The sequence below is a fragment of the Methylobacterium organophilum genome, assembly GCF_022533465.1.
Classification (GTDB): domain Bacteria; phylum Pseudomonadota; class Alphaproteobacteria; order Rhizobiales; family Beijerinckiaceae; genus Methylobacterium; species Methylobacterium organophilum.
In genome coordinates this window covers 2,786,977-2,808,480 of sequence record NZ_CP092848.1, presented here as the reverse complement: position 1 = coordinate 2,808,480, position 21,504 = coordinate 2,786,977, and the positions used below count along the sequence as shown (strand labels likewise).

The 21,504-nt window shown below is 69.8% G+C and carries 19 protein-coding genes; 9 read left to right on the top strand and 10 right to left on the bottom strand.

All coding sequences use genetic code 11. From position 1 onward, the window contains the following. Nucleotides 1–1,662 carry a TadG family pilus assembly protein gene (locus tag MMB17_RS13005; protein ID WP_241099043.1) on the top strand — a complete coding sequence of 554 codons (1,662 nt, stop codon included), beginning with the start codon at nucleotides 1–3 and terminating at the stop codon, nucleotides 1,660–1,662. A gap of 103 nt (nucleotides 1,663–1,765) precedes the next feature. Here MMB17_RS13005 and MMB17_RS13000 read toward each other — a convergent pair whose 3' ends face one another. The 3 genes from MMB17_RS13000 to clpS form a co-directional block, all read right to left on the bottom strand. Next, nucleotides 1,766–2,041, bottom strand: a complete 276-nt coding sequence (locus tag MMB17_RS13000; protein WP_238312228.1) for a hypothetical protein — start codon at nucleotides 2,039–2,041, stop codon at nucleotides 1,766–1,768. A gap of 157 nt (nucleotides 2,042–2,198) precedes the next feature. Beyond that, on the bottom strand, nucleotides 2,199–4,688 hold the full coding sequence (clpA, locus tag MMB17_RS12995) for an ATP-dependent Clp protease ATP-binding subunit ClpA (protein ID WP_241099042.1): 2,490 nt from the start codon (nucleotides 4,686–4,688) through the stop codon (nucleotides 2,199–2,201). 25 nt (nucleotides 4,689–4,713) lie between these two features. Further along, a complete protein-coding gene (clpS, locus tag MMB17_RS12990) occupies nucleotides 4,714–5,073 on the bottom strand; it encodes an ATP-dependent Clp protease adapter ClpS (protein WP_373325033.1) in 360 nt (119 codons plus the stop codon). A gap of 314 nt (nucleotides 5,074–5,387) precedes the next feature. Here clpS and MMB17_RS12985 point away from each other — a divergent pair, with 314 nt between their 5' ends. Next, entirely contained in the window at nucleotides 5,388–6,854 is a 1,467-nt protein-coding gene (locus MMB17_RS12985; protein ID WP_241102188.1) for a D-alanyl-D-alanine carboxypeptidase, read from the top strand. A gap of 122 nt (nucleotides 6,855–6,976) precedes the next feature. Here MMB17_RS12985 and MMB17_RS12980 read toward each other — a convergent pair whose 3' ends face one another. Continuing rightward, complete coding sequence (locus tag MMB17_RS12980; protein ID WP_241099041.1) at nucleotides 6,977–7,678, bottom strand: J domain-containing protein; 702 nt, start codon at nucleotides 7,676–7,678, stop codon at nucleotides 6,977–6,979. A gap of 199 nt (nucleotides 7,679–7,877) precedes the next feature. Continuing rightward, complete coding sequence (locus tag MMB17_RS12975) at nucleotides 7,878–9,017, bottom strand: S1C family serine protease (protein ID WP_241099040.1); 1,140 nt, start codon at nucleotides 9,015–9,017, stop codon at nucleotides 7,878–7,880. Between the two features lie 445 nt (nucleotides 9,018–9,462). Here MMB17_RS12975 and MMB17_RS12970 point away from each other — a divergent pair, with 445 nt between their 5' ends. From MMB17_RS12970 to MMB17_RS12955, 4 genes are all read left to right on the top strand, one after another. Then, nucleotides 9,463–9,678, top strand: a complete 216-nt coding sequence (locus MMB17_RS12970; protein ID WP_241102187.1) for a hypothetical protein — start codon at nucleotides 9,463–9,465, stop codon at nucleotides 9,676–9,678. Between the two features lie 103 nt (nucleotides 9,679–9,781). Further along, a complete protein-coding gene (locus MMB17_RS12965; protein WP_241099039.1) occupies nucleotides 9,782–10,222 on the top strand; it encodes a hypothetical protein in 441 nt (146 codons plus the stop codon). A 137-nt stretch (nucleotides 10,223–10,359) separates the two neighbouring features. After that, a complete protein-coding gene (gene scpA, locus MMB17_RS12960) occupies nucleotides 10,360–12,540 on the top strand; it encodes a methylmalonyl-CoA mutase (RefSeq protein WP_241099038.1) in 2,181 nt (726 codons plus the stop codon). A 156-nt stretch (nucleotides 12,541–12,696) separates the two neighbouring features. Next, on the top strand, nucleotides 12,697–14,130 hold the full coding sequence (locus MMB17_RS12955) for a mannose-1-phosphate guanylyltransferase/mannose-6-phosphate isomerase (protein WP_241099037.1): 1,434 nt from the start codon (nucleotides 12,697–12,699) through the stop codon (nucleotides 14,128–14,130). A gap of 34 nt (nucleotides 14,131–14,164) precedes the next feature. On the opposite strand, the gene MMB17_RS12950 is transcribed toward MMB17_RS12955, so the two are convergent. The 3 genes from MMB17_RS12950 to MMB17_RS12940 form a co-directional block, all read right to left on the bottom strand. Next, on the bottom strand, nucleotides 14,165–14,446 hold the full coding sequence (locus MMB17_RS12950; RefSeq protein ID WP_241099036.1) for a hypothetical protein: 282 nt from the start codon (nucleotides 14,444–14,446) through the stop codon (nucleotides 14,165–14,167). Between the two features lie 20 nt (nucleotides 14,447–14,466). Further along, on the bottom strand, nucleotides 14,467–14,655 hold the full coding sequence (locus tag MMB17_RS12945) for a hypothetical protein (protein ID WP_241099035.1): 189 nt from the start codon (nucleotides 14,653–14,655) through the stop codon (nucleotides 14,467–14,469). 126 nt (nucleotides 14,656–14,781) lie between these two features. Further along, nucleotides 14,782–15,042: a hypothetical protein gene (locus tag MMB17_RS12940; RefSeq protein WP_241099034.1), complete on the bottom strand. Its 261-nt coding sequence runs from the start codon at nucleotides 15,040–15,042 to the stop codon at nucleotides 14,782–14,784. 254 nt (nucleotides 15,043–15,296) lie between these two features. Between MMB17_RS12940 and ykgO the strand changes: the two genes are divergently transcribed. From ykgO to MMB17_RS25260, 3 genes are all read left to right on the top strand, one after another. Then, nucleotides 15,297–15,422 (top strand): type B 50S ribosomal protein L36, encoded by a 126-nt coding sequence (ykgO, locus tag MMB17_RS12935; protein WP_003601867.1) that lies wholly within the window; start codon nucleotides 15,297–15,299, stop codon nucleotides 15,420–15,422. A gap of 63 nt (nucleotides 15,423–15,485) precedes the next feature. Then, nucleotides 15,486–16,088 (top strand): tetratricopeptide repeat protein, encoded by a 603-nt coding sequence (locus MMB17_RS12930; protein ID WP_241099033.1) that lies wholly within the window; start codon nucleotides 15,486–15,488, stop codon nucleotides 16,086–16,088. A gap of 444 nt (nucleotides 16,089–16,532) precedes the next feature. Further along, entirely contained in the window at nucleotides 16,533–16,661 is a 129-nt protein-coding gene (locus tag MMB17_RS25260; protein WP_276518025.1) for a hypothetical protein, read from the top strand. A 64-nt stretch (nucleotides 16,662–16,725) separates the two neighbouring features. Here MMB17_RS25260 and MMB17_RS12925 read toward each other — a convergent pair whose 3' ends face one another. Continuing rightward, a complete protein-coding gene (locus MMB17_RS12925; RefSeq protein ID WP_241099032.1) occupies nucleotides 16,726–20,028 on the bottom strand; it encodes a PAS domain-containing protein in 3,303 nt (1,100 codons plus the stop codon). Continuing rightward, nucleotides 20,025–21,437: an O-antigen ligase family protein gene (locus MMB17_RS12920; protein ID WP_241099031.1), complete on the bottom strand. Its 1,413-nt coding sequence runs from the start codon at nucleotides 21,435–21,437 to the stop codon at nucleotides 20,025–20,027. The genes MMB17_RS12925 and MMB17_RS12920 overlap by 4 nt, the downstream gene beginning before the upstream one ends. Between the last annotated feature and the right edge of the window lie 67 nt (nucleotides 21,438–21,504).

The following is a 21,504-nucleotide window of genomic DNA, read 5'->3' as shown; positions in this document are numbered from 1 at the left end:
ATGCCCCTCCGCAAGCTCTTCCCGCGACGGTCCTTCACGCAGGACCGACATGGCTCGGTCGCGGTGTTCGGCGCCCTCGGCATGACCGCGATCCTCGGGGCGGCCGCGATCGGCGTCGATCTCGGCGCTCTCTACGGGGCCAAGCGCCGGGCCCAGGGGGCCGTCGACCTGGCCGCCTCGCTGGCCGCGGCCGATCCCTCCGCCGCCCTGGGGACCGCCTGCCGCTCCCTCGCCGACAACGGCTATGCCGATTGCTCCAAGGCCGTCGTCCTGCCGGGCACCTATTCCGCGGAGAGCGGGAGCAGCGCCGCGAGCCGGTTCCAGCCGGGCGGCAAGCCGCCGAACGCGGTCCGCGTCACCCTCACGGCGGCGGCGAAGACCCTGTTCGCCCCCGTGCTCGGCCTGCCCTCCAGCTTCCCCGTCACCGCCGAAGGCACCGCGGCCACGGCGCGATTCGGGGCCTTCACCATCGGATCCGGCCTGGTCTCCCTCGACGGCGGCATCGCCAATGCCCTGCTCGGTGCCCTGCTCGGCGCCAAGCTCTCCCTGAGCGCGATGGATTACGACGCCCTGCTGAACAGCCGGGTCGACACCTTCCGCTTCCTGGATGCCCTGGCGAATTCCCTGAGTCTCCAGGCGGCGAGCTACAACGACGTCATCTCCGCCAATGCCAGCGTCGGTCAGATCCTGACCGCGCTCTCGGCCAGCGTGCCGGGTGCCGGCGCCGCCGCGGCCCTGTCCCAGGTCAGGGCCGCCGCCTCGGCCTCCGCCGGGCGGATCAACGTCGCCCAGGTACTCGATCTCGGCGATGCGGGCGCCCTGGCGCCCGGGCGCGGCAGCCGCGGCCCCTCGGTCGGCACCTACGATCTGCTCTCGGCGGCGGTCGCCGCCGCCAACGGCACGCGCCAGGTCTCCGTCGATCTCGGCCTGACCATCCCGGGCCTGACCCGGACCCGCGTCACCGTCGCCGTCGGCGAGCGCCGTCAGAGTTCGGGCTGGGTGCAGCCGAACAGCCCCAGGGCGACGGTGCGCACGGCCCAAACCCGCGTGCTGATCGAAGCGGGCCTCACCGCACCCCTCGGCCTCGGCACCCTGTCGCTGCCGGTCTATGCGGAAGCGGCCTATGGCCAGGCGACCCTGCGCTCCGTCTCCTGCCCCTGGACCGAATCGAGCGCCCGCTCGATGAGCCTCGACGTGCGCCCGGGGGCCGTCGACCTCGCCATCGCCAACGTTCCCGCCTCCGCCATCGACGGGTCGGGCGCCGCGCCCAATCTCAGCCAGCCCGCGGAGTTGCTACGGCTCGCCCTGCCTCCCCTCGTCATCACCGGCCGCGCGCGCACGACGATCGGCCCCTCCAACAGCCAGACCGTGACCTTCAGCGCCGACGACATCGCTCGCAACCGCGTCCGCACCGTCTCCTCGACGGGGCTCGTCGGCTCGGCCACCGCGAGCCTGCTCGCCTCCCTGTCGCTGGAGCTGAACGGCCTCGGCGTGCTCTCCCTGCCGACGCTGAAGCCCCTGACCCTGGCCGTGCTGAACACGGCGGCCCCGGCCATCGACCTCGTGCTCGACAACACCCTGCGGGCGCTCGGCATCCGCATCGGCTCGGCCGACGTCTCCGCCGACGGCGTGCGCTGCGATCAGGCGGTGCTGGTGCAGTGAGGCCGGGATCAGTCGGGGAGAGGGGAAAGCCGATCCCGCCCGCTTCGATCGGACGCAAACCGGATGAAGCAGCCGTACGCCCGAGCCGGTGGCTCGGAGCGCGTCAGCCCGCCTTCTTCTGGAGGGCGGCCTTCACCTGCATGAGCTGGTCCCAGACCTGGCCCGGCGAGGTGCCCATGAAATCGAGCCCCGCGGTCACGCCCCAATAGATCGCGACAACGATCAGAGGCACCAGGATCCAGCCCAGGATCTCCTCGTAGCGGTGCCGGTTGCGCCGCCGCCGCCGGCGCTCCTCGCGCGCGGTCGGCTTCCGGGGCTTGGCCGGAGCGGGCGGCGCCGAGACCGGGGTGAGCGGCTCCTCCTGCGCGTCGCTGGTCATGCTCCCCTCATCTCGTTTCCGTGGCGCGATCGACCGCGCCGGTGCGCGTTGCCCGGCATATCCGGGGTTGCGGCGGCGAAGGCAACCCGGAAGCGAGAGCGGCCCGCACTTCCGTCACCGGAAGGCGGGCCGCTTCACATGCCCTGCCTCAAGGCGATCAGACCTTGAGCGGGACCTTCGGCACGGTGTTCGGCGGCTTGCGCGTGCCGCCCGACCCGCCGGCGGGCGGGGTCGGGTCGCTCTTGGCCGCCTTCTTGGCGCGGGCGGCCGAGCGCGGCTTGGAGCGACGGCGCTTGGCCGCGTTGGTCACGTCCTTCTCCGGGCGGGGCGTGACCGGACCGGCGGGATACTCGAAGCCGAGGCTCGCCTTCTCGCCGGCCTTGGTGCCTTCCGGCTGGCGCAGCACGACGCGGACGGTTCCGCCGTTCTTGAGCTGCCCGAACAGCACCTCGTCGGCCAGGGGCGTCTTGATGGTCGACTGGATCAGACGGGCCATCGGGCGCGCGCCCATGGCGTCGTCGTAGCCGTTCTCCACCAGCCAGTCGCGGGCCTCGTCCGAGAGCTCGATCGTGACGTTGCGGTCGGCGAGCTGCGCCTCGAGCTGGAGCACGAACTTGTCGACCACCTTGGCGACGACCTCCTTCGGCAGGTGGCCGAAGGAGATGATCGCGTCGAGCCGGTTGCGGAATTCCGGCGCGAACAGGCGGTTGATCGCCTCGACGTCGTCGCCGGAGCGCTTGTTCTGGGTGAAGCCGTAGGCCGACTTCGCCAGATCCGAGGCGCCCGCATTCGAGGTCATGATGATGATCACGTTGCGGAAATCGACCTGCTTGCCGTTGTGGTCGGTCAGCTTCCCGTGGTCCATCACCTGTAGGAGGATGTTGAACAGGTCCGGATGCGCCTTCTCGATCTCGTCGAGGAGCAGCACGCAATGCGGGTGCTGGTCGATGCCGTCGGTGAGCAGGCCGCCCTGATCGAAGCCGACATAGCCGGGCGGCGCGCCGATCAGGCGCGAGACCGTGTGGCGCTCCATGTATTCCGACATGTCGAAGCGCAGCATCTCGACGCCCAGCGACGCGGCGAGCTGCTTGGCGGCCTCCGTCTTGCCGACGCCGGTCGGGCCGGCGAACAGGTAGGAGCCGATCGGCTTGTCGGGATCGCGGAGGCCGGCGCGGGCCAGCTTGATCGCCGAGGTGAGCGCCTCGATGGCGTTCGACTGGCCGTAGACAACCCGCTTCAGGTTCTCGGTGAGGTTCTGAAGCACCACCGCGTCGTCCTTCGACACGGTCTTGGGCGGGATGCGGGCCATCGTGGCGATGGTCGCCTCGATCTCCTTGATGCCGATGGTGCGCTTGCGGCGCGCCTCCGGCACCAGCATCTGCGAAGCGCCGGTCTCGTCGATCACGTCGATGGCCTTGTCGGGCAGCTTGCGGTCGTTGATGTAGCGTGCCGACAGCTCGACCGCGGCCTTCACGGCCTCGTTCGTGTACTTGAGCTTGTGGAACTCCTCGAAATACGGCTTCAGGCCCTTCAGGATCTCGATCGTGTCGGGGATCGACGGCTCGTTGACGTCGATCTTCTGAAACCGGCGCACCAGGGCGCGGTCCTTCTCGAAGTACTGGCGGTACTCCTTGTAGGTGGTCGAGCCGATGCAGCGCAGGGCGCCCGAGGCCAGAGCCGGCTTGAGCAGGTTCGAGGCGTCCATCGCGCCGCCCGAGGTGGCGCCCGCACCGATCACGGTGTGGATCTCGTCGATGAACATGATCGCGTTGGGGTGCGCCTCGATTTCCTTCATCACCTGCTTGAGGCGCTCCTCGAAGTCGCCGCGATAGCGGGTGCCGGCGAGCAGCGTGCCCATGTCGAGGGAGAACACGGTGGCGTCGGCCAGGACCTCCGGCACCTCGTGCTGGATGATCTTGCGGGCGAGGCCCTCCGCGATCGCGGTCTTGCCGACGCCGGGGTCGCCCACCAGCAGCGGGTTGTTCTTCTGGCGGCGGCAGAGCACCTGGATCGTGCGCTCCACCTCGGCGTGGCGGCCGATCAGCGGATCGATCTTGCCGTCCCGGGCCTTCTTGTTGAGGTTGACGCAGTAGGCCTCCAGCGCGTCGCCCTTCTTCTTGGTGCCGCGGGCCTCCTCGTCGCCGCCGCCGGGACGCTCGGAGCTGTCCTCCTCCGCCCCGCGCACGGGCTTCGATTCCGAGGCGCCGGGGCGCTTGGCGATGCCGTGGCTGATGTAGTTGACCGCGTCGTAGCGGGTCATGTCCTGCTCCTGCAGGAAGTAGGCGGCGTGGCTCTCGCGCTCGGCGAAGATCGCCACAAGCACGTTCGCCCCGGTCACCTCCTCTCGGCCGGAGGATTGGACGTGGATCACCGCGCGCTGGATCACGCGCTGGAAGCCCGCCGTGGGCTTGGCGTCCTGCCGCCCGTCACCGATCAGGTTGGAATGCTCGGTGTCGACATATTCGACGAGATTGCGCTTGAGCACGTCGATCTCGACGTTGCAGGCGCGCATGACCGCGGCTGCGTCCTGATCGTCGACGAGGGCGAGCAGGAGATGTTCCAGCGTCGCGTATTCGTGGCGCCGCTCGCCCGCCAGGGCGAGGGCTCTGTGAAGGGCCTGTTCCAGACTGCGGGAGAAGCTTGGCAATGCTCGGGCCTTTTCTCGCGAGAGCCTATTTCTTTTCCATAACGCACTGAAGCGGGTGTTGGTGCTTCCGGGCGAAGTCCATCACCTGCGTTACCTTCGTCTCGGCGACCTCGTAGGTGTACACGCCGCACTCGCCGACGCCGTTCTGGTGAACGTGGAGCATGATCTGGTAGGCGTCCTCGTGGCTGCGGTTGAAGAACCGCTCGAGAACGTGAACCACGAACTCCATCGGCGTGTAGTCGTCGTTGAGGAGCAGCACGCGATACAGGCTCGGCCGCTTGGTGCGCGGCTTGGTGCGCGTGATGATCGCGGTGCCCGACCGGTCGTCGTCGCCCGAGCCCCGCGGACCCGCCGTGATCGCGGCCGCCCTGCCCTGCATCGGCATCCTGCCCTGCCTGGGGATGACTGACATCTGAACCGAACCGAACCCTTGACCTGGGGTGACGCGCCGGGTGACGCGCTCGCTTCGTCAAGCAATCTATAGGCCGGGAAACGACTGCGCCAGTCGGTGCGCGAACTTGTCCGTCCCCGCCTCGGACATGGCGCCCCCGATCTGTTTACGGGTTGGGCGAAAAAGCGGTTTTGCCGACGTATCGCAGCGCATTAACGGGCGCGTAACCGCCTTTGCATACCGTCACCCAACGAGAAGGTGTGGGTCCGTCGAGCGGGACCCGGACAGGCGGGGCGGGGTCTATCGTGATGCGTTGCGTTGTCGGCGGCTTGAGGACATCCCGCGCGCTGTCGGCTCTGGTGGCGGCTGTCATGGTCGTCGCCTTCAGCGCGTCCGCCGAGGCCAAGCGCGGCCGCCACCACCGGCCCTCCGCCGGCGGCTACAACCCGCCCTACGCGGCGATGGTCGTGGACGTGAAGTCCGGCAAGGTGCTGCACGCCATCAACGAGGATTCCCCGCGCCACCCCGCCTCGATCACCAAGGTGATGACGCTCTACCTGCTGTTCGAGCAGCTCGAGCGCGGCCGCTACCAGCTCGACACGCCCCTCGAGATCTCCGCCAACGCCGCCCGCCAGGCCCCGTCCAAGCTCGGCCTGCGCCCGGGCTCGACCATCGAGGTCGAGGACGCGATCAAGGCGATCGTCACCAAATCCGCCAACGACGTGGCCTGCGCCATCGGCGAGAACATCGCCGGCTCCGAGGCGCGCTTCGCCGAGATGATGACCCGCAAGGCCCAGGCGCTCGGCATGAGCCGCACGCATTACGCCAACGCCTCCGGCCTGCCCGACCCGGACCAGATCACCACCGCGCGCGACCTCACCATCCTCGCCCGCGCGATCCAGGACCGTTTCCCGCGCTACTACCGCTATTTCCAGACGCGCTCCTTCGCCTTCCGCGGGCGCGTCATCGGCAACCACAACCACCTGCTCGGCAATGTCGAGGGCGTGGACGGCATCAAGACCGGCTACACGCGCGATTCCGGCTTCAACCTGATGACCGCGGCCAAGTCGAACGACCGCCAGATCGTGGCGATCGTGCTCGGCGGCAAGTCGGGGGCGAGCCGCGACCGGATCATGGCCGATCTGGTGCGCACCCATCTGCCCCGTGCCTATGCCGGGGCCCGCCAGACCGGCCCCGTCGTCGAGGTGGCCGAGCGCGGTCGTCCGGCGGTGGTCGCCGACCAGGTCTCCGCCACCCGCACCCAGGTCGCCTCGGCCGACGACGAGGAGGAGGTCGAGACCACGAGCTCCACCAACGCCGTGCGTCCGCTGGCCGCCACCACGACCCCGGGCATGGCGCGCCGCTCCGGCGCGATCCCCGGCGCCGCCCAGGCCTATGCCGGCTCGCCCGCGCAGGCCCCCTTCCCCAGCGCCAGCGGCAAGCAGACCGCCCGCCTCCCCTCGGTCGAGGGCGCCGCCTCCCGGGTCGAGGGCCCGGCCAAGGCCGCCGATTCCAAGCCGGTGGTCCCGACCCCCTGGGTGATCCAGCTCGGCGCCATGGACGACGAGGACAAGGCGCGCTCGATGCTCTCCGAGGCCCGCGCCAAGGCCGGCGGCGCGCTCGGCAAGGCCGCCCCCTACACCGTGCGCGTCAGCCACGGCGGCGCCACCCTGTACCGTGCCCGTTTCTCGGGGTTCGCCGAGCAGTCGAGCGCCCAGGATGCCTGCACCGCGCTGAAGAAGAACGGCTTCAACTGCTTCGCCACCCGGAGCTGAAGGCCCGAGCCGATCCGTCCCGCCGCCGGCGGAGAGAGGATGCGAGGACGCCGTGACGGCTGGGTGCGTCCCGGACGCGCCCCAAGAAGAAACCCGAGACCTTCGACAACGCGCGTGGAGTTCTAGCGATGTCGGTTCGTCAGTCTGTCCCGCGCCGCGTTGACCCGCGCCGCCCCCTCGACGCTGCCCCCCTGATCCGGGTGGAGGCGTTTCATGAGCGCCCGATGCGCCGTGCGGACCTCGTCGAGGGACGCCCCGCGCTCAAGCCCCAGGATCTGATAGGCCTCCTCCTCCGTCATCGGCCCTGGCTGAAGCGGTCGGCGCGGCCCCGGGTCCGCATCGCCCTCAGCGTGTTCACGCCATCCGGGGCGCCGGCTGTCCAGATACGCTTCTAGGATCGCCGCGCCCTGCGGGTCGGCGGATCCGCAGGCGACGAGGAGCCCCACGAGCTCCGGGACGGCGAGCGAGGACAGGCGCCGGCCGCGCAGCGGGCCGGCGAGCACCCGCCCATCGCTGAGGCTGCCGTCCGGCGCCTGCACGAGGGCGATCATCCGCGTGCGAAGACCCCCTCCCCGGCGCGCGCCCGGGTGAAACATCCGCGCGAAAACCGCGCCGAGCCGGCCCCGCTCCTGCAGCAGCCAGACGCCGAGGATGGCGACGAGGGCCGCGATCTCGACCCGCCCGCGCAGGGCGAACAGCCCCGCCAGAACCAGGGCCGCGTAGCCGGAGAGCTGCCGCGGATCGGCCCGGAAGGGCAGCGGCCGCCCGGTCCGGCCGAGCCACCACAGGCCGAGAAGGGCGAGAAGACAGAGGGCGAGGAGCAAGGCCGCGACTCGAGGAGGCTGTCGGTCCGGCGCGGAACCGGCTCCGGGCCTCGGATGGGAATGGGGCGCCCTCCGCCGAAGGGGAGACCGGTTCGGCGCTGGAGGACATGGACGAACGAGATGGGCGGCGACCCTATCCGGCGGCGCCTCCCGTTGAAAGGCGTCGCCCCGAATCCGGCCGAACCCTCCGGAAGAGGCGTCAGAGCCGGCTCGACGCGATGTCGGCCGTGTCGACGCGGACCTTTCGGATGCGCCCGTCCCGCTCGACGAGGAGCGTCACCGCGCTATCGAGCCCCGCCGCCTCGACCGCGGCGTTCAGGTCGGCGAGGCGATGGACCGGCCGGTCGTTCACGCCCACGATGACGTCGCCGATCTCGCTGGTCTGGGGATCGACCCCGCGCAGGCCGGCCCGGGCGGCGGGCGAGCCCGGCAGAACCCGTAGCACCACCACCCCGTCGATGCCGAGGCGGGCCGCCGTCGCCTCCTGCCCCGCGATGATGCCGATGCCCGGGTTGCGCACCCGGCCATTGCGAATCAGGTCCGGCACCACGCGGTTCACCACGTCCACCGGCACGGCGAAGCCGATGCCCGCGCTCGCGCCGGAGGGGGAGAAGATCGCGGTGTTCACGCCGATCAGCCGCCCGGCCGAATCGAGCAGCGGGCCGCCCGAATTGCCGGGATTGATGGCCGCATCCGTCTGGATCACGCCGGAAAGCTCCCTCCCCTCCTGCGTCGGCAGGCGGCGCTGGAGGGCGGAGATCACGCCGGTCGTCAGGGTGTGGTCGAGGCCGAAGGGATTGCCGATGGCGAAGGCCGACTGGCCGACCTTGAGATCGGCCGAGGAGCCGATGGCGAGCGGCGGCGGCATCTTGGCCACGCGCCCGAGGCGCAGCACGGCGAGATCGTAGTTCGGCGCGGTGCCGACGACGCTCGCGCCGACGACCTCGCCGTTCGACAGGCGCACGGAGATGGAGCCGCCGCCCTGCGTCGCGCCCTGCACGACATGGTTGTTGGTGACGATGTGGCCCGCCGCATCCCAGACGAAGCCGGTGCCGGTCTGGGTCCCGCTGCTCTGCTGCTGCTCGCTGCCCTCCTCGTCGAGATCCATCAGGCTGCGGCCCTGCGCCGCCGCCTGCGCGAAGACGTGGACGACGGACGGGGACGCCCGGGCGAAGAGTTCCACCGTGGATTGCTCGGCGCTCGACAGGTCCCCCCGCGCGGTGACCGCCCGGGGCGCGTCCGCGGCATAGAAGAAGGCCAGGATGTAGGGCTGCGCCACGAAGGCGATCAGCAGGCCGAGGGTGAGCCCGAGGGCGATCCGAACGAAGCGATCCGGCACGGGCGAGGGATCCGGCACGAGGAAAAGACGCGTTGCTGCAGCGCAACATCCGCCGCGCCGGCTCAAGGCTAAGTGGGCCATGTTCAGCGACTGTTCAACGCATTCCCCGTTTTTAACCGGGGGAAGCACGGTGGTGCGGCAGCGCACGGCCGGCGAGCTAGGGACAGGCTAACGAAATAGTCACAACTTCCAATGCAGGCTGTTTACTAACAGACGAGAAGCAGCCGTGGCGGTCGCAAGTCGCATTCACGTCGAACAGAGTGCGGCCTGTGCGAGGAAGTGCGTCAAAACGGTGTCAGGCCTGATGGTGATTGCCCGAATTGACCGCAAAGCCGCCGCAGAGATGCTTCCATCCTCCCGGAAACTCATCTCGCATTGGTTGTCGGCCATGTTCCACCCGACGACGATGCTCCGAACGGACACGGTTCATAAGGAAGAACAAGACATGGAAACCGAGGCCCTCGAACGACCCGCCGACCTGACGATCTGGCGCAGCGCACAAAACGCGTCGCCGCTCGCGGAGCCGGAGCGCTTCGACACCCTGCGCGAGGCGCTCGCCGCCGCCAGGGGCGCCCTGACGGATCCGTCGAAGCAACCCTGGATCATCACGGAAGAGGGCGAGATCCTCTCTCCGAACTGGATCAAGACCTACCTGAACTGACCTCCTTCGCGGCGCGCCCCTCACCCAGGCGCGCCGCGAACGCTTCAGGGCAGTCGACGTGCCGGCAAGCGGGAACGAAGACCGGGCGCAGGCTTTGCGCCGCGTGGGGCGCGAGCTGCGCCGCCTCGAGGTCCTCGCCGGAAAGCGCCGCCTCCGGGTCCGGGCGATGCGGGGCCTGCGCGGCAGCCTCGGCGCCACCGCCACCTTCGGCCTCCTCCTCAAACTGCAATTCGCCGGCTCGGTCGCGCTCAAGATCGCCCTCGCCGCGCTCGTCGGCCTCGGCTTCGCCTGGCCAACCCTGGCCCTCCTCGTCTTCACCCTGCTCGGGCTTCTCTGGGCGATCGTCAGCCTGTTCGACGGCAGCGGCGGCCCGCATCCGTTCGATGGCGACGGCCCCTGCGACTGCGCGCGCCGGGAGACCCGCGCCAAGCGCCTCGGAGATCTCATCGCGCAGCGGCGGGCCTGGCTCGACGCCCCGTCAGGCCCCGCCCCGAGCCTGCGCCGGGACGGGAGCCGCGTGCCGGCCCGAATCCTCGGACTTTAGGCCGAGAGGGCCGAAATTGTATTCATTTTCATTGCGATGCTCTTGGCAGTAGCCCCGCCCCACGGCTTTCCTATAATGCGCGGCAACAAAGAGGCGGCATCCGGCCGCCGACAAGACGACAGCCCGAGACGAACGCCATGAGTCCCCGCGCCACGAGCTCCCGGATCCCCGATTTCAGCACGCTCGGCTTCGCCGCGGGCGGGTTCAAGCCGCCGCCGCCGCCCCTGTCCGAGCCGTGGATGACGCCCGAGGGCATCCCGGTGAAGGGCTTCTACGGGCCGGAGGACCGCGAGGGGCTCGAAGGCGTCGACTCCTTCCCGGGTCTGCCGCCCTATCTGCGCGGGCCCTACCCGGCGATGTACGTCACCCAGCCCTGGACGATCCGGCAATATGCCGGCTTCTCCACGGCCGAGGATTCGAACGCCTTCTACCGGCGCAACCTCGCGGCGGGGCAGAAAGGCCTCTCCGTCGCCTTCGATCTCGCCACCCACCGCGGCTACGATTCCGACCATCCCCGCGTCTCGGGCGATGTCGGCATGGCGGGCGTGGCGATCGATTCGATCTACGACATGCGCACGCTCTTCTCCGGCATCCCGCTGGACGAGATGACCGTGTCGATGACGATGAACGGCGCGGTGCTGCCGGTGCTCGCGCTCTACATCGTCGCGGCGGAGGAGCAGGGCGTGCCGCCGGAGAAACTGGCCGGCACGATCCAGAACGACATCCTCAAGGAGTTCATGGTCCGCAACACCTACATCTATCCCCCCAAGGGATCGATGCGGATCATCTCGGACATCTTCGGCTATACCTCGAAGAACATGCCGAAGTTCAACTCGATCTCGATCTCCGGCTACCACATGCAGGAGGCCGGGGCGACGCAGGACCTGGAGCTCGCCTACACGCTCGCCGACGGCGTCGAGTACATCAAGGCGGGCCTCGCCGCGGGCCTGACCATCGACCAGTTCGCCCCGCGCCTGTCCTTCTTCTGGGCGATCGGGATGAACTTCTTCATGGAGGTCGCCAAGATGCGGGCCGCGCGCCTGATCTGGGCGAAGCTCGTGAAGCAGTTCGACCCGAAGAGCGACAAGTCCCTGCCGCTACGCACCCACTCGCAGACGAGCGGCTGGTCGCTGACCGCGCAGGACGTGTTCAACAACGTCACCCGCACCTGCATCGAGGCGATGGCCGCGACCCAGGGCGGCACGCAGTCGCTGCACACCAACGCGCTCGACGAGGCCCTGGCCCTGCCGACGGACTTCTCCGCCCGCATCGCCCGCAACACCCAGCTCTTCCTGCAGCAGGAGAGCGGCACCACGCGGATCATCGATCCCTGGGGCGGCTCCTACTATGTCGAGCGGCTGACCCACGACATCGCCGCCCGCGCCTGGGAGCATATCCGCGAGGTCGAGGAACTCGGCGGCATGGCCAAGGCCATCGAGGCCGGCATCCCGAAGCTGCGCATCGAGGAGGCCGCGGCCCGCGCCCAGGCCCGCATCGATTCCGGCCGCCAGACCATCGTCGGCATCAACAAGTACAAGCCCGACGACGAGATGGCGATCGAGCTCCTGCGGGTCGACAATGCCGACGTGCGCGCCCGCCAGATCGAGAAGCTGAAGCGCCTGCGCGCCGAGCGCAACCAGGCCGATGTCGACGCGGCGCTCGCCGCGCTCACCGCCGCGGCGGACACCAACGAGAACCTGCTCGCGCTCGCCGTGAACGCGGCGCGGGCCAAGGCCACGGTCGGCGAGATTTCGGAGGCGCTGGAGAAGGCCTGGGGCCGCCACCGCGCCGAGATCCGCTCAATCTCGGGCGTCTACAAGCGGGAGGTGGGCGGCATGTCGCCGGTGGTGGAGCAGGTGCGCGGCCTCGTCGAGGCCTTCGAGGAGAACGATGGGCGCCGCCCGCGCATCCTCGTCGCCAAGATGGGCCAGGACGGGCACGACCGCGGCCAGAAGGTGATCGCCTCCGCCTTCGCCGATCTCGGCTTCGACGTGGATATCGGGCCGCTCTTCGCCACCCCTGCCGAGGCGGCCCGTCAGGCGGTGGAGAACGACGTGCACATCGTCGGCGTCTCCTCGCTGGCCGCCGGTCACCTCACCCTGGTGCCGGAGCTGAAGGCCGCGCTCACCGAGGCGGGCCGCGGGGACGTGATGATCGTCGTCGGCGGCGTGATCCCGCCGGGGGATTATCCGGCCCTCTACGCGGCCGGCGCCTCGGCGATCTTCCCGCCGGGCACGGTCATCGCGGAGGCCGCGGTGAAGCTCCTCGGCGAGCTGAACGAACGCCTCGGCTATGTCGAGCGGCAGGCGGCCGAGTAGCGGGCGGCCCTTCGGGATCCCCCGGAGCGCGGGCGAAACGCGCCCGCGCTGGCCGAGTGGAGGAGTACCGAATCGCCCCGCATCAGCCGAAAAACCGCTCGCACGGTATTGCGATGCAGCGTAACCTCCGCCGCGAGTAAAGCGGGATTTACCAAGATGTCTGATGCCGATCGCGAGCTGATCCTTCCGGTGATCCTGTGCGGTGGATCCGGGACGCGGCTGTGGCCGGCCTCCCGCGAGAGCATGCCGAAGCAGTTCACGCCCCTGGTCGAGGCGGAGCGTTCGACCTTCCAGGCGACGGCGCTGCGGGTGTCGGACAAGACCGTGTTCGGCCGCCCGAGCGTGATCGCGGCGAGCGAGTCCCGCTTCATCGTGGCCGAGCAGCTGGCGCAATGCGGCAGCGCGGCCGACATCCTCCTGGAGCCGGATCGGCGGGATTCGGCCGCGGCCGTGGCGGTGGCGGCGCTGCACGCGGCGCGGCGGTCGCCGGAATCGGTGGTGCTGATCCTGGCCGCCGACCATGTGATCAGCGATCCGGCCGCCTTCACCGAGGCCGCCCGCGTGGCGGCCCAGGGCGCGCGCGCCGGCTACATCATGACCCTGGGCATCGAGCCGACCCGGCCGGCCACGGATTACGGCTACATCCAGCTAGGCGAGAGCCTCGACGGGCTGCCGGGCCAGTACCGGGTCGGTCGCTTCGTCGAGAAGCCGGACGCGGCCGGGGCCGGGCGCCTGATCGCGGAAGGCGCCCTGTGGAACTCGGGCTACTTCCTGTTCCGGGCCGACGTGATGCTGGCCGAGCTCGAGACCCATGCGCCGGCGGTGCTGGAGGCGGCCCGCGCCGCGCTCGCCGCGGCCACGACCGACCTCGACTTCGTGCGCCTGGACGCGGCCGCCTTCGCGCAGGCGCCCAAGATCTCGATCGACTACGCGGTCATGGAGCGCACGGAGCGGGCCGGCGTGCTGCCGGTCTCCTTCCCGTGGTCGGATGTCGGCACCTGGGACGCGGTCTGGCAGGTGCTGGACCATGACGGCTCCGGCAATGCCGTGCGCGGGCGGGTCGAGCTGATCGGCACACGCAACAGCTTGGTGCACAGCGAGGGCGAGGGCCTGACCACGGTGGTGGGGCTCGAGGAGGTGGTGGTGGTGGCCACCCCGGATGCGGTGCTGGTGGCCTCCAAGGCCCGCTCCGGCCAGGTCAAGGATCTGGTCACGACGCTTCGCGCCCGGGGCCATGCCGAGGCCGACGCCCACCGGCGCATGTACCGCCCCTGGGGCTGGTACCAGCGCATCGATATCGGCGAGCGCTTCCAGGTGAAGCGGATCATGGTCACGCCGGGCGGGCGCCTGTCCCTGCAGAAGCACTTCCACCGGGCCGAGCACTGGGTGGTGGTCAAGGGCACCGCCGAGGTGACGATCAACGAGCGCGTGGTGCTCGTGCACGAGAACGAGGCGGTCTACCTGCCAATCGGCTCGATGCACCGCCTCTGCAACCCCGGGAAGATCCCCCTCGAACTGATCGAGGTCCAAGTCGGCTCCTATACCGGCGAGGACGACATCATCCGCGTCGAGGACGTCTACGGGCGCTGAGCGCCGGCTTAACCCCTATCGAGACTGGCCACCCTCACGACGCGGCCAGTCTCCCCCAGATCACGGCAGCGAGGACGAGTCCGCCGAGGCAGCGCCGCCAGGGATTGACCCCGCGCACCACCTCGTCGAGGGCCCACCAGGCCAGGCTCAGGCTCGCGAGCCAGGAGAAGGCCAGCCGCGGCGTGCTATCCTCCGGCGACAGCCACGCACCGCAGGAGGCGGCCAGGAACAGCCAGAGCGGCACGTTCGGCCATTGGCCGATGACGATGCGGCCGGTCGCCCGGTCGCGGAAGAACCAGTCCAAGACGCGTCGCACGATGCGGAGCGGGATCCGGCTCAGGTCGGCTCGGCGGGGTTGCCGGCCTTGCGAATCGGCTCGCAGATCTTCGGGCTGATCTTGTCGAGATGCGGACAGGCATTGGTCTGGTACCAGCTCCGCAGCTCCGGCTGGTTCGGCGCGATGAACATCGCAGCCAGGACGAAGCCCGCGGCCAGGATCACGATCAGGACGATGAGGCTGCGCATGGAATGCTCCGGCGGGCGCGGAGGGAACGCACGGAGCCGCCCCCGCCGGCCAGGCACCGCGCCATCGAGAAGACGCGAGACCGTATCCGCGTTCCAGAACGCCGCGGCGAAACCGGTGGAGGCCCCTCAACGCGGAGGGGCTTCGGAGGGCTTGGTCGCAGGCGGCTCCGAGGGGGCCGCGAGGGGCGCATCGAGGGGCGATTGCGGCCGCAGATGCCGGAGCGGGCCGTCGCTCCCCGGCAGGAGCCCCGAATCCTGCATCAGAATCAGGATGAGCACGGCCCCGATCATGCAGGCGACCGTCCAGAGCAGCTCGAGCTGGCGCCGTCGAACGACGATGAGAATCAGGACGCCGAGAAACGCGGCGATCAGGAGAAACACCAGCATCGATCGACCCTGCCACCGTTACCGCTTTCACGCACCCCCGGGACCGGCTGAGCGTCGCTTTGAAGCCGCGAAAGCTTAAAGAAGGGGCCGCAAGAGCCTGCACCGCCTTGCCACACCCGCTCCGCGTCTGGTATGGCGACCGCCTTTCCGCGATGCGTGATCTGCCATCGCCGGGGCGTCCTTCGCGGCACCCCGTACCCGCGACACACTGATATCACAGGCGGCCGGGCCAGGACCGCGCCGACGGAAGACCGATGAAGATTCGCAACTCGCTCAAGTCGCTGCGCGGCCGTCACCGCGACAACCAGCTCGTTCGCCGCAAGGGCCGCGTCTACGTCATCAACAAGACGCAGAAGCGCTTCAAGGCGCGCCAGGGCTGAAGCCCGGCCCCGCGTCGGCGCAGCGCGTTGACGCGGCATCGCGGGGGTGAGAGCCTGCCGGCCATGCCCGGCCTCGCCCTCCTCCTGCTCAGGCTCATGAATTCGGCTCGCCTCGGCTTGGTCCTGGGCGGGCTTTTCGCATTTCCGGCCCTCGCGGGCGAGGTGCCGCGCAAGCCTCCGCATCCGCCCATGAGCCTCGACGAGCTCTACGGCCGGCTGAAGGAGGCCGACGAGCCGGCGAGCGCCAAGGCCATCGCCGGCATGATCGAGCGGCGACTCGCCCGCTCGGGCAGCGCCACCGTCGATCTGCTCAGCGAGCGTGCCCGCCAGGCCATGGCCGGCGACGACGTTCCCCTCGCCGTCGAGCTAATGGACCGGGCCACCACCCTGGAGCCGGGCTGGGCCGAGGGCTGGAACCGCCGGGCGACCCTGTTCTTCCGCCTGTCGGACCCGCAGAGCGCCATCGCGGACCTCCAGCACGCCCTGGTGCTGGAGCCGCGCCACTTCGAGGCCTGGGCAGCCCTCGGCAAGCTCTACCTCGCCCAGGACGACAAGGCGCGCGCGCTGGAGGCCTTCCGGCGCGCCGCGGCGATCTACCCGCAATGGGACGTCCTGCAGAAGGCGATCGAGCGGCTGACGCCCGACGTCGAGGGCCGCGAGCTCTGAATCACCGGCTGGGCGATACCCCGCCTCGATCCCTCCGAGCGGCTGCGGCCGCGCGGTCCCACGCCGAGAGCTCCCCAGCGCCCTGACCGGATGCGCCCTGTGCCATCCGAGCGTTGTCGCGCGCCCGTCGCCGCACGAGCCCCGAAGACCACAACCTTGGATGGTCCTTTCGCGCCGTGCGGTGCGACACGATCGCCTTTCGAGTCCTGGGGCAGATTAAATTCGATGGTCGTCCGTGTGTTGCGACGCACCGCACAAAGCTCAAGCCTGTGCGACGGTCGATCGTGACGAAATAGTGCAGCATATTTCGGACATTAGCGCAAAATCTCAGAGATTTGACGCCGGCCGAACCTTTTGCTGCATTGCACGTTACAGCCTTTCGAAACCGCTGTGCCGCTTCGCGGCGGAGCCGAGCCTCACGATCGGGAAGGAAAAGGAGTGTCGATGAAGTTTTCCGAGTTCGTATCCTACGGTTGCGCGGTTGCCCTGGTGGGCATGCTCGTCATGACCGCTCTCGGCGTCTCCGGCGTGATGTTCGACGATATCGCCGCCCAGGCGAACGCCACCCGCTGAGGATAGCGGCCGGCACAGGTCTCCAAGGCTTCTTTGCTTCCCTTGCGGGCCAGGCCCGCAAGCGTCACGCCGCCTTCAGGACACGGATGGCGCCGAGCGTCTCGTCCCGCATCGTCAGGAAGCGCGGAAACAGGTCGTCGAGGTCGCCGCCGTCACGGCAGGCGGCCTCGATCTCGCGGCAGAGTCGCGAGATGCCGACGAAGCCGAGGGCGCCTGCGGCCGAGACCACGGCGTGGGCGTCCTCGGCGAGCTTCTTCCGGTCAGGGATTCCCACGGGAACGGGCCGCGCGGGAAAGCGCAGGGCGATATCCGTCTCGAGCAGCGTCAGCAGGATCCGCACCCGGTCGTAACCGACGGCGGCCCGGACCGAGGCATAGGCCGAGCCATCGAGAACCTGGGGGTCCGCGCCGCTTCCGCCCGAGGGTGCCTTCCGCCGCCTCGGCCCCTTCTCCAGCCAGTGATCGACCAGCGCATGCAGCTCCGCGCGCTTGAACGGCTTGCCGATGTGGTCGTCCATGCCGGCCGCGCGCAGTTCCTCTACCTGATCGGGAATCACGTTCGCCGTCATGGCGAGGATGGGCATGTCGCCGGCCGGTGACGGGAGCTGCCGGATCCGGCGCGTCGCCGTGACGCCGTCCATGCCCGGCATCTGCACGTCCATGAGGATGAGGTCGTAGGGCCTCTGCCCGGGCTCCAGGCTCGCCTGGACCTTTGCCAGCGCCTCCGCCCCGTCCTGGGCCACATCGACCTGCCAGCCGCGCAAGGTCAGCACGGCCTTGGCCAGATCCTGGTTGATCGGAACGTCCTCGGCGAGGAGCAGCCGCGCCGGGGCCACGGCCGGAGCGTCCATGGCAGATCCGGCCGCGGTCTCCGCCGCGGGGGCCGGAGCGGAGGCGGAGGGCGTCTCGGAATCGGCGAGCGCCAGGGTGAACCAGAAGGTCGAGCCCTCGCCCTCGCGGCTCTGCACCCCGATCTCGCCGCCCATCATGGTGACGAGGTGGCGGCTGATCGCGAGGCCCAGTCCCGAGCCGCCGAAACGGCGGCTGATCGAGCCGTCGACCTGGCTGAAGCGCTTGAACAGCCGGTCCTGCAGGGATTCGGGGATGCCGATGCCCGTGTCGGTGACCTCGAAGCGCATCGCGGTGGCGGCCTCGCCATCGGCCAGGCGCACGCGCCCCTCCGGCCGCACCACGAGGCTCACCGAGCCCGAGGGCGTGAACTTCACCGCGTTGTTGAGCAGGTTGAGCAGCACCTGCCGCAGGCGGTTGCCGTCGCCGACGACCCGCTTCGGCAGGCGCGGATCGAGGCGGCAGGTCACCGCGAGGCTGCTCTTGAGGGCGGCTCCCCGCACGATCGCCACCGTGTCCTCGATGAGGGGGTGCAGGGCGAAGACGACCGGATCGAGCTTGAGCTGGCCGGCCTCGACCTTCGAGAAGTCGAGCACGTCGTTCACGACGGTGAGCAGGGCGTTGCCCGATCCCTGGATCAGCTCCAGGCGGCGGCGGTCCTCCGGCGTGTGATGCGGCTCCTCGAGCAGGAGATCGGCATAGCCGAGGATGCCGTTGAGCGGCGTGCGGATCTCGTGGCTCATGGCCGCGAGGAACTCGCTCTTGGCGGCGCTCGCCCGCTCCGCCTCCAGGCGGGCCGCCTCGGCGGCGGCGGTCGCTGCCTGCAGGGCGGCCTCGGCCTTCTTCTGGCCGGTGACGTCGATATGCAGGCCGGCCATCCGGTAGGGGCGGCCCTCCTCGTCGTAGAAGGTCCGGCCGCGGGCCTGGATCCAGCGCTCGGTCGTCCCGGAAATGATGCGGAACTCGGCCTGGTAAACGGAGCGCGTGTCGACCGCCTGCTTGATCGCGTCCCAGGTCGACATGCGGTCGTCCGGATGCAGGATCTCGGTCCACTGCGCCGCGGTGAGCGTGGGCGCCGCCCCGGTCAGCCCGAACAGCTGCATGCTCTCCGGGCTGAGCACCCCGATGCCGGTGACCATGTCCCAATCCCAGGCGCCGGCGCCCGCCACCTCCTGGGCCATGCGCAGCAGGCTGTGCGCATCCTCCAGGCGCTTGCGCGCGGTGACGATCTCGTCGATGTCGATGGCCGTGCCCAGCCATTCCACGGGCTCGTCGCCGGCCCGGATGATCGGGATCATCAGGAGCTTGTGCCAGCGATAGGCCCCGTCGTGCCGCCGGAGACGCCCCTCGACGGTGAAGGGCGAGCGAGTCTCGACCGCGCGGCGCCAAGCCTCCTCCATGCGCTCCTGGTCGTCCGGATGGTTGCGGCTGATCCGTTCCACGCGCTCGGGCCCGAGGGGGCCGTAGTAGGTCTGGAAGGCGGCGTTGGCGTAGATCGCCTGACCGTCCCGCGCCCGGGTCGCCCAGACCAGGATGGGCAGCGCCTCGGCGAGGCCGCGATAGCGCGCCTCGCTCTCCGCGATCGCCGCCTCGGCGGTCTTGCGCTCGGTCACGTCCATGATGGTGCCGAACAGGCCGATCGCGCCGCCCGCCGCGTCCGTCTCCCAGACGCCCTTCACCGCGACGTGACGCACCTCCCCGCAGGGCCGGACGATCCGGGCCTCGTAGTCGTAGCTGAGCCGCCCGCGGAGCGCCCCCTCGACCAGCTCGGCCACCCGGGCGCGGTCGTCCGGATGGAAGATGGACGCGATCTCGGACAGGGGTGGCCGCGGCGTGCCCGGGTGCAGGCCGAGGACGCGGTAGAAGCCGTCCGACCAGTGCTGGCACCCGTCGGCGAAGGCGACGCGCCAATGACCGATCTCCGCGATCTCCTCGGCCAGCGTCAGGGCGCAATTCGCCCCCGCCAGGGCCTGCTCGCGCTGGATCAGGCGCGCGCTCTGGGCGGCGATGAGCTGATCGCGGGAGCGGCGCGTGGCGATCTCGCGGTCGCGCACCACGCCGGCCTCGTGCAGCCGGAGATGGGCGACCACCACCGTGGCGAAATCGGCGAGCGCCCGGGCATCCTCCTCGGAGAAGTCGCGGGGGGCGGTGTCGATCAGGCAGAAGGCGCCGACCCGGATCCCCGGCCTCAGGGTCAGGGGGGCGCCGGCATAGAACCGGATCGGCCCGGGGGGAAAGCGCGGGTCGGCGGCGACGTCCGGGAGCACCAGCACCGTGTCGCTGCGGATCGTGTGATCGCAGAAGCTGCCCTCGCGCGGGATCTCGACCGGCATCAGGCTGCAGCCGGCCTTGAACCAGAGGCGGTCGGCATCGACCAGGGAGACCAGGGCGGTGGGCACCCCGAACAGGCGCTCGGCGGTGCGGCAGACGGCGGAGAAATGCTCTTCCGTTGGGGTGTCGAGAATCGCGAGCGCGTGCAGTGCTGCGAGACGGTCCGCCTCGCTCAACGAAATGTTCATCCGAGGTGCGTCTCGTGCGAGGCGTCGAAGGTCGAACGCGACGCGGAAATTGACGAATCACGCTGCGCCGAAGAGCCGGCAGCACGCGAATTCAGATTTGGCTTCGCAGTGCAGCAAGCGTCAAGCTTCTCCTTGCCACGGGTCAGGCCGATCGACCGCCCGCGCCACTCCCAATTCAGGCGTGCGGCCTCCAGAGCCCAGATCATGCCGAGCATCATGTAGACGTGGCGCCACTTCTCGACGTCGATCTGCACCGCCTGCAGGAAGAACATCAGCAGAGCCGGCCAGACGATCTGCGCATGGCTCCGGAACGGCGTGTCCCGGGCGAGCAGGCGGAAGCCGACGAAGCCCGTGGCCAGGACGAGGCCGATGAAGAGGGCCCCGCCGAACCAGCCGCCATTGGCGAAACTGCCGATATAGGAATTGTGCGGCTCCAGCCGGAAGATCTGGCGCCAGTGCATCGGGCCCATGCCGAAGGGCAGCTCCAGCAGCATCTCCATGCCGCGGATCTGGTTGCCGAAGCGGCCGGTCTCGCCCTCGTCGTAGTCCTGGGTCACGGAGGCCCGGGCCTCGAACTGCTTGGCGACGCTGTCGACGGAGAGGAGCCCGACCATGGTGACGAGGCCGAGCGCCGCCGTCACCGCGGTGATGGTGAGGATGCGGCGGCGCAGCCGCGGCGACCGGCTCGTCACGAAGACCGAGGCGACCATCAGCCCGACCGCGACGACGGTGCCGCCCCAGGAGCCGCGGGAGAAGGACAGGAAGATGCCGGCGAGCACCACGAGGGTGGCCAGCACGCACAGGAACGGGCGCCGCGCCGTGCCCGTCAGCAGGGCGTGCATCGGGTAGAGCGCGCCGAGGGTGAGGAAGGAGCCGAACACGTTCGGGTCCTGGAAGGTGCCGGAGGCGCGGCCGTATTTCGAGAACAGGTCCTCGTTCCCGATCAGGCCGAGATAGCCGAGGATGCCGAGGCTCGCGGAGAAGACGCAGCTCGCCGTGTAGGCCCGCAGCGCGAGCTCCATGCGCCGATGGGTCTCGTCGGAGAACAGCATCGCGAAGAACAGGCAGGTGACGATGAGGTAGCCGAGCTGGATCGTCCACATCAGCGGCACCGGCTCGTCGACATAGGGCAGCAGCGCCGTCGTGATCGCGGCGAAGTAGAGGAGGAGCAGCCCGACGAGGGGCAGGATGCCGCGATGCAGCCGGATGCCGAGCATCAGCCAGAGCAGCATCGTCGGGATGGCGACGACGTCGTAGGGCGAGGTCTCGGAGAAGGCGAAGCAGGCGAAGAAGATGAAGGCCGCGAGCAGCGCCTTGGCCACGCCCTCGACGACGACCCGCACGGGCAGGCGGCTCCAGGCCCCGCGCGCGAATGGGCCGGCCTCCGGCGATGCGCTGGTGGACGACACGGGATGCCCTGAACTCCGCGGGCCCGCGACGCCGGCCCCTTCCAGCGGCCATGATGGCCCCGGAAAG

Excerpts from the sequence above, each read along its gene's own strand:
- MMB17_RS13005 (WP_241099043.1), top strand. The coding sequence starts at position 1 with ATGCCCCTCCGCAAGCTCTTCCCGCGACGGTCCTTCACGCAGGACCGA.
- MMB17_RS13000 (WP_238312228.1), bottom strand. The coding sequence starts at position 2,041 with ATGACCAGCGACGCGCAGGAGGAGCCGCTCACCCCGGTCTCGGCGCCG.
- clpS (WP_373325033.1), bottom strand. The coding sequence starts at position 5,073 with ATGCCGATGCAGGGCAGGGCGGCCGCGATCACGGCGGGTCCGCGGGGC.
- MMB17_RS12985 (WP_241102188.1), top strand. The coding sequence starts at position 5,388 with ATGCGTTGCGTTGTCGGCGGCTTGAGGACATCCCGCGCGCTGTCGGCT.
- MMB17_RS12970 (WP_241102187.1), top strand. The coding sequence starts at position 9,463 with ATGGAAACCGAGGCCCTCGAACGACCCGCCGACCTGACGATCTGGCGC.
- scpA (WP_241099038.1), top strand. The coding sequence starts at position 10,360 with ATGAGTCCCCGCGCCACGAGCTCCCGGATCCCCGATTTCAGCACGCTC.
- MMB17_RS12955 (WP_241099037.1), top strand. The coding sequence starts at position 12,697 with ATGTCTGATGCCGATCGCGAGCTGATCCTTCCGGTGATCCTGTGCGGT.
- MMB17_RS12945 (WP_241099035.1), bottom strand. The coding sequence starts at position 14,655 with ATGCGCAGCCTCATCGTCCTGATCGTGATCCTGGCCGCGGGCTTCGTC.
- MMB17_RS12940 (WP_241099034.1), bottom strand. The coding sequence starts at position 15,042 with ATGCTGGTGTTTCTCCTGATCGCCGCGTTTCTCGGCGTCCTGATTCTC.
- ykgO (WP_003601867.1), top strand. The coding sequence starts at position 15,297 with ATGAAGATTCGCAACTCGCTCAAGTCGCTGCGCGGCCGTCACCGCGAC.
- MMB17_RS12930 (WP_241099033.1), top strand. The coding sequence starts at position 15,486 with ATGCCCGGCCTCGCCCTCCTCCTGCTCAGGCTCATGAATTCGGCTCGC.
- MMB17_RS25260 (WP_276518025.1), top strand. The coding sequence starts at position 16,533 with ATGAAGTTTTCCGAGTTCGTATCCTACGGTTGCGCGGTTGCCCTGGTG.
- MMB17_RS12925 (WP_241099032.1), bottom strand. The coding sequence starts at position 20,028 with ATGAACATTTCGTTGAGCGAGGCGGACCGTCTCGCAGCACTGCACGCG.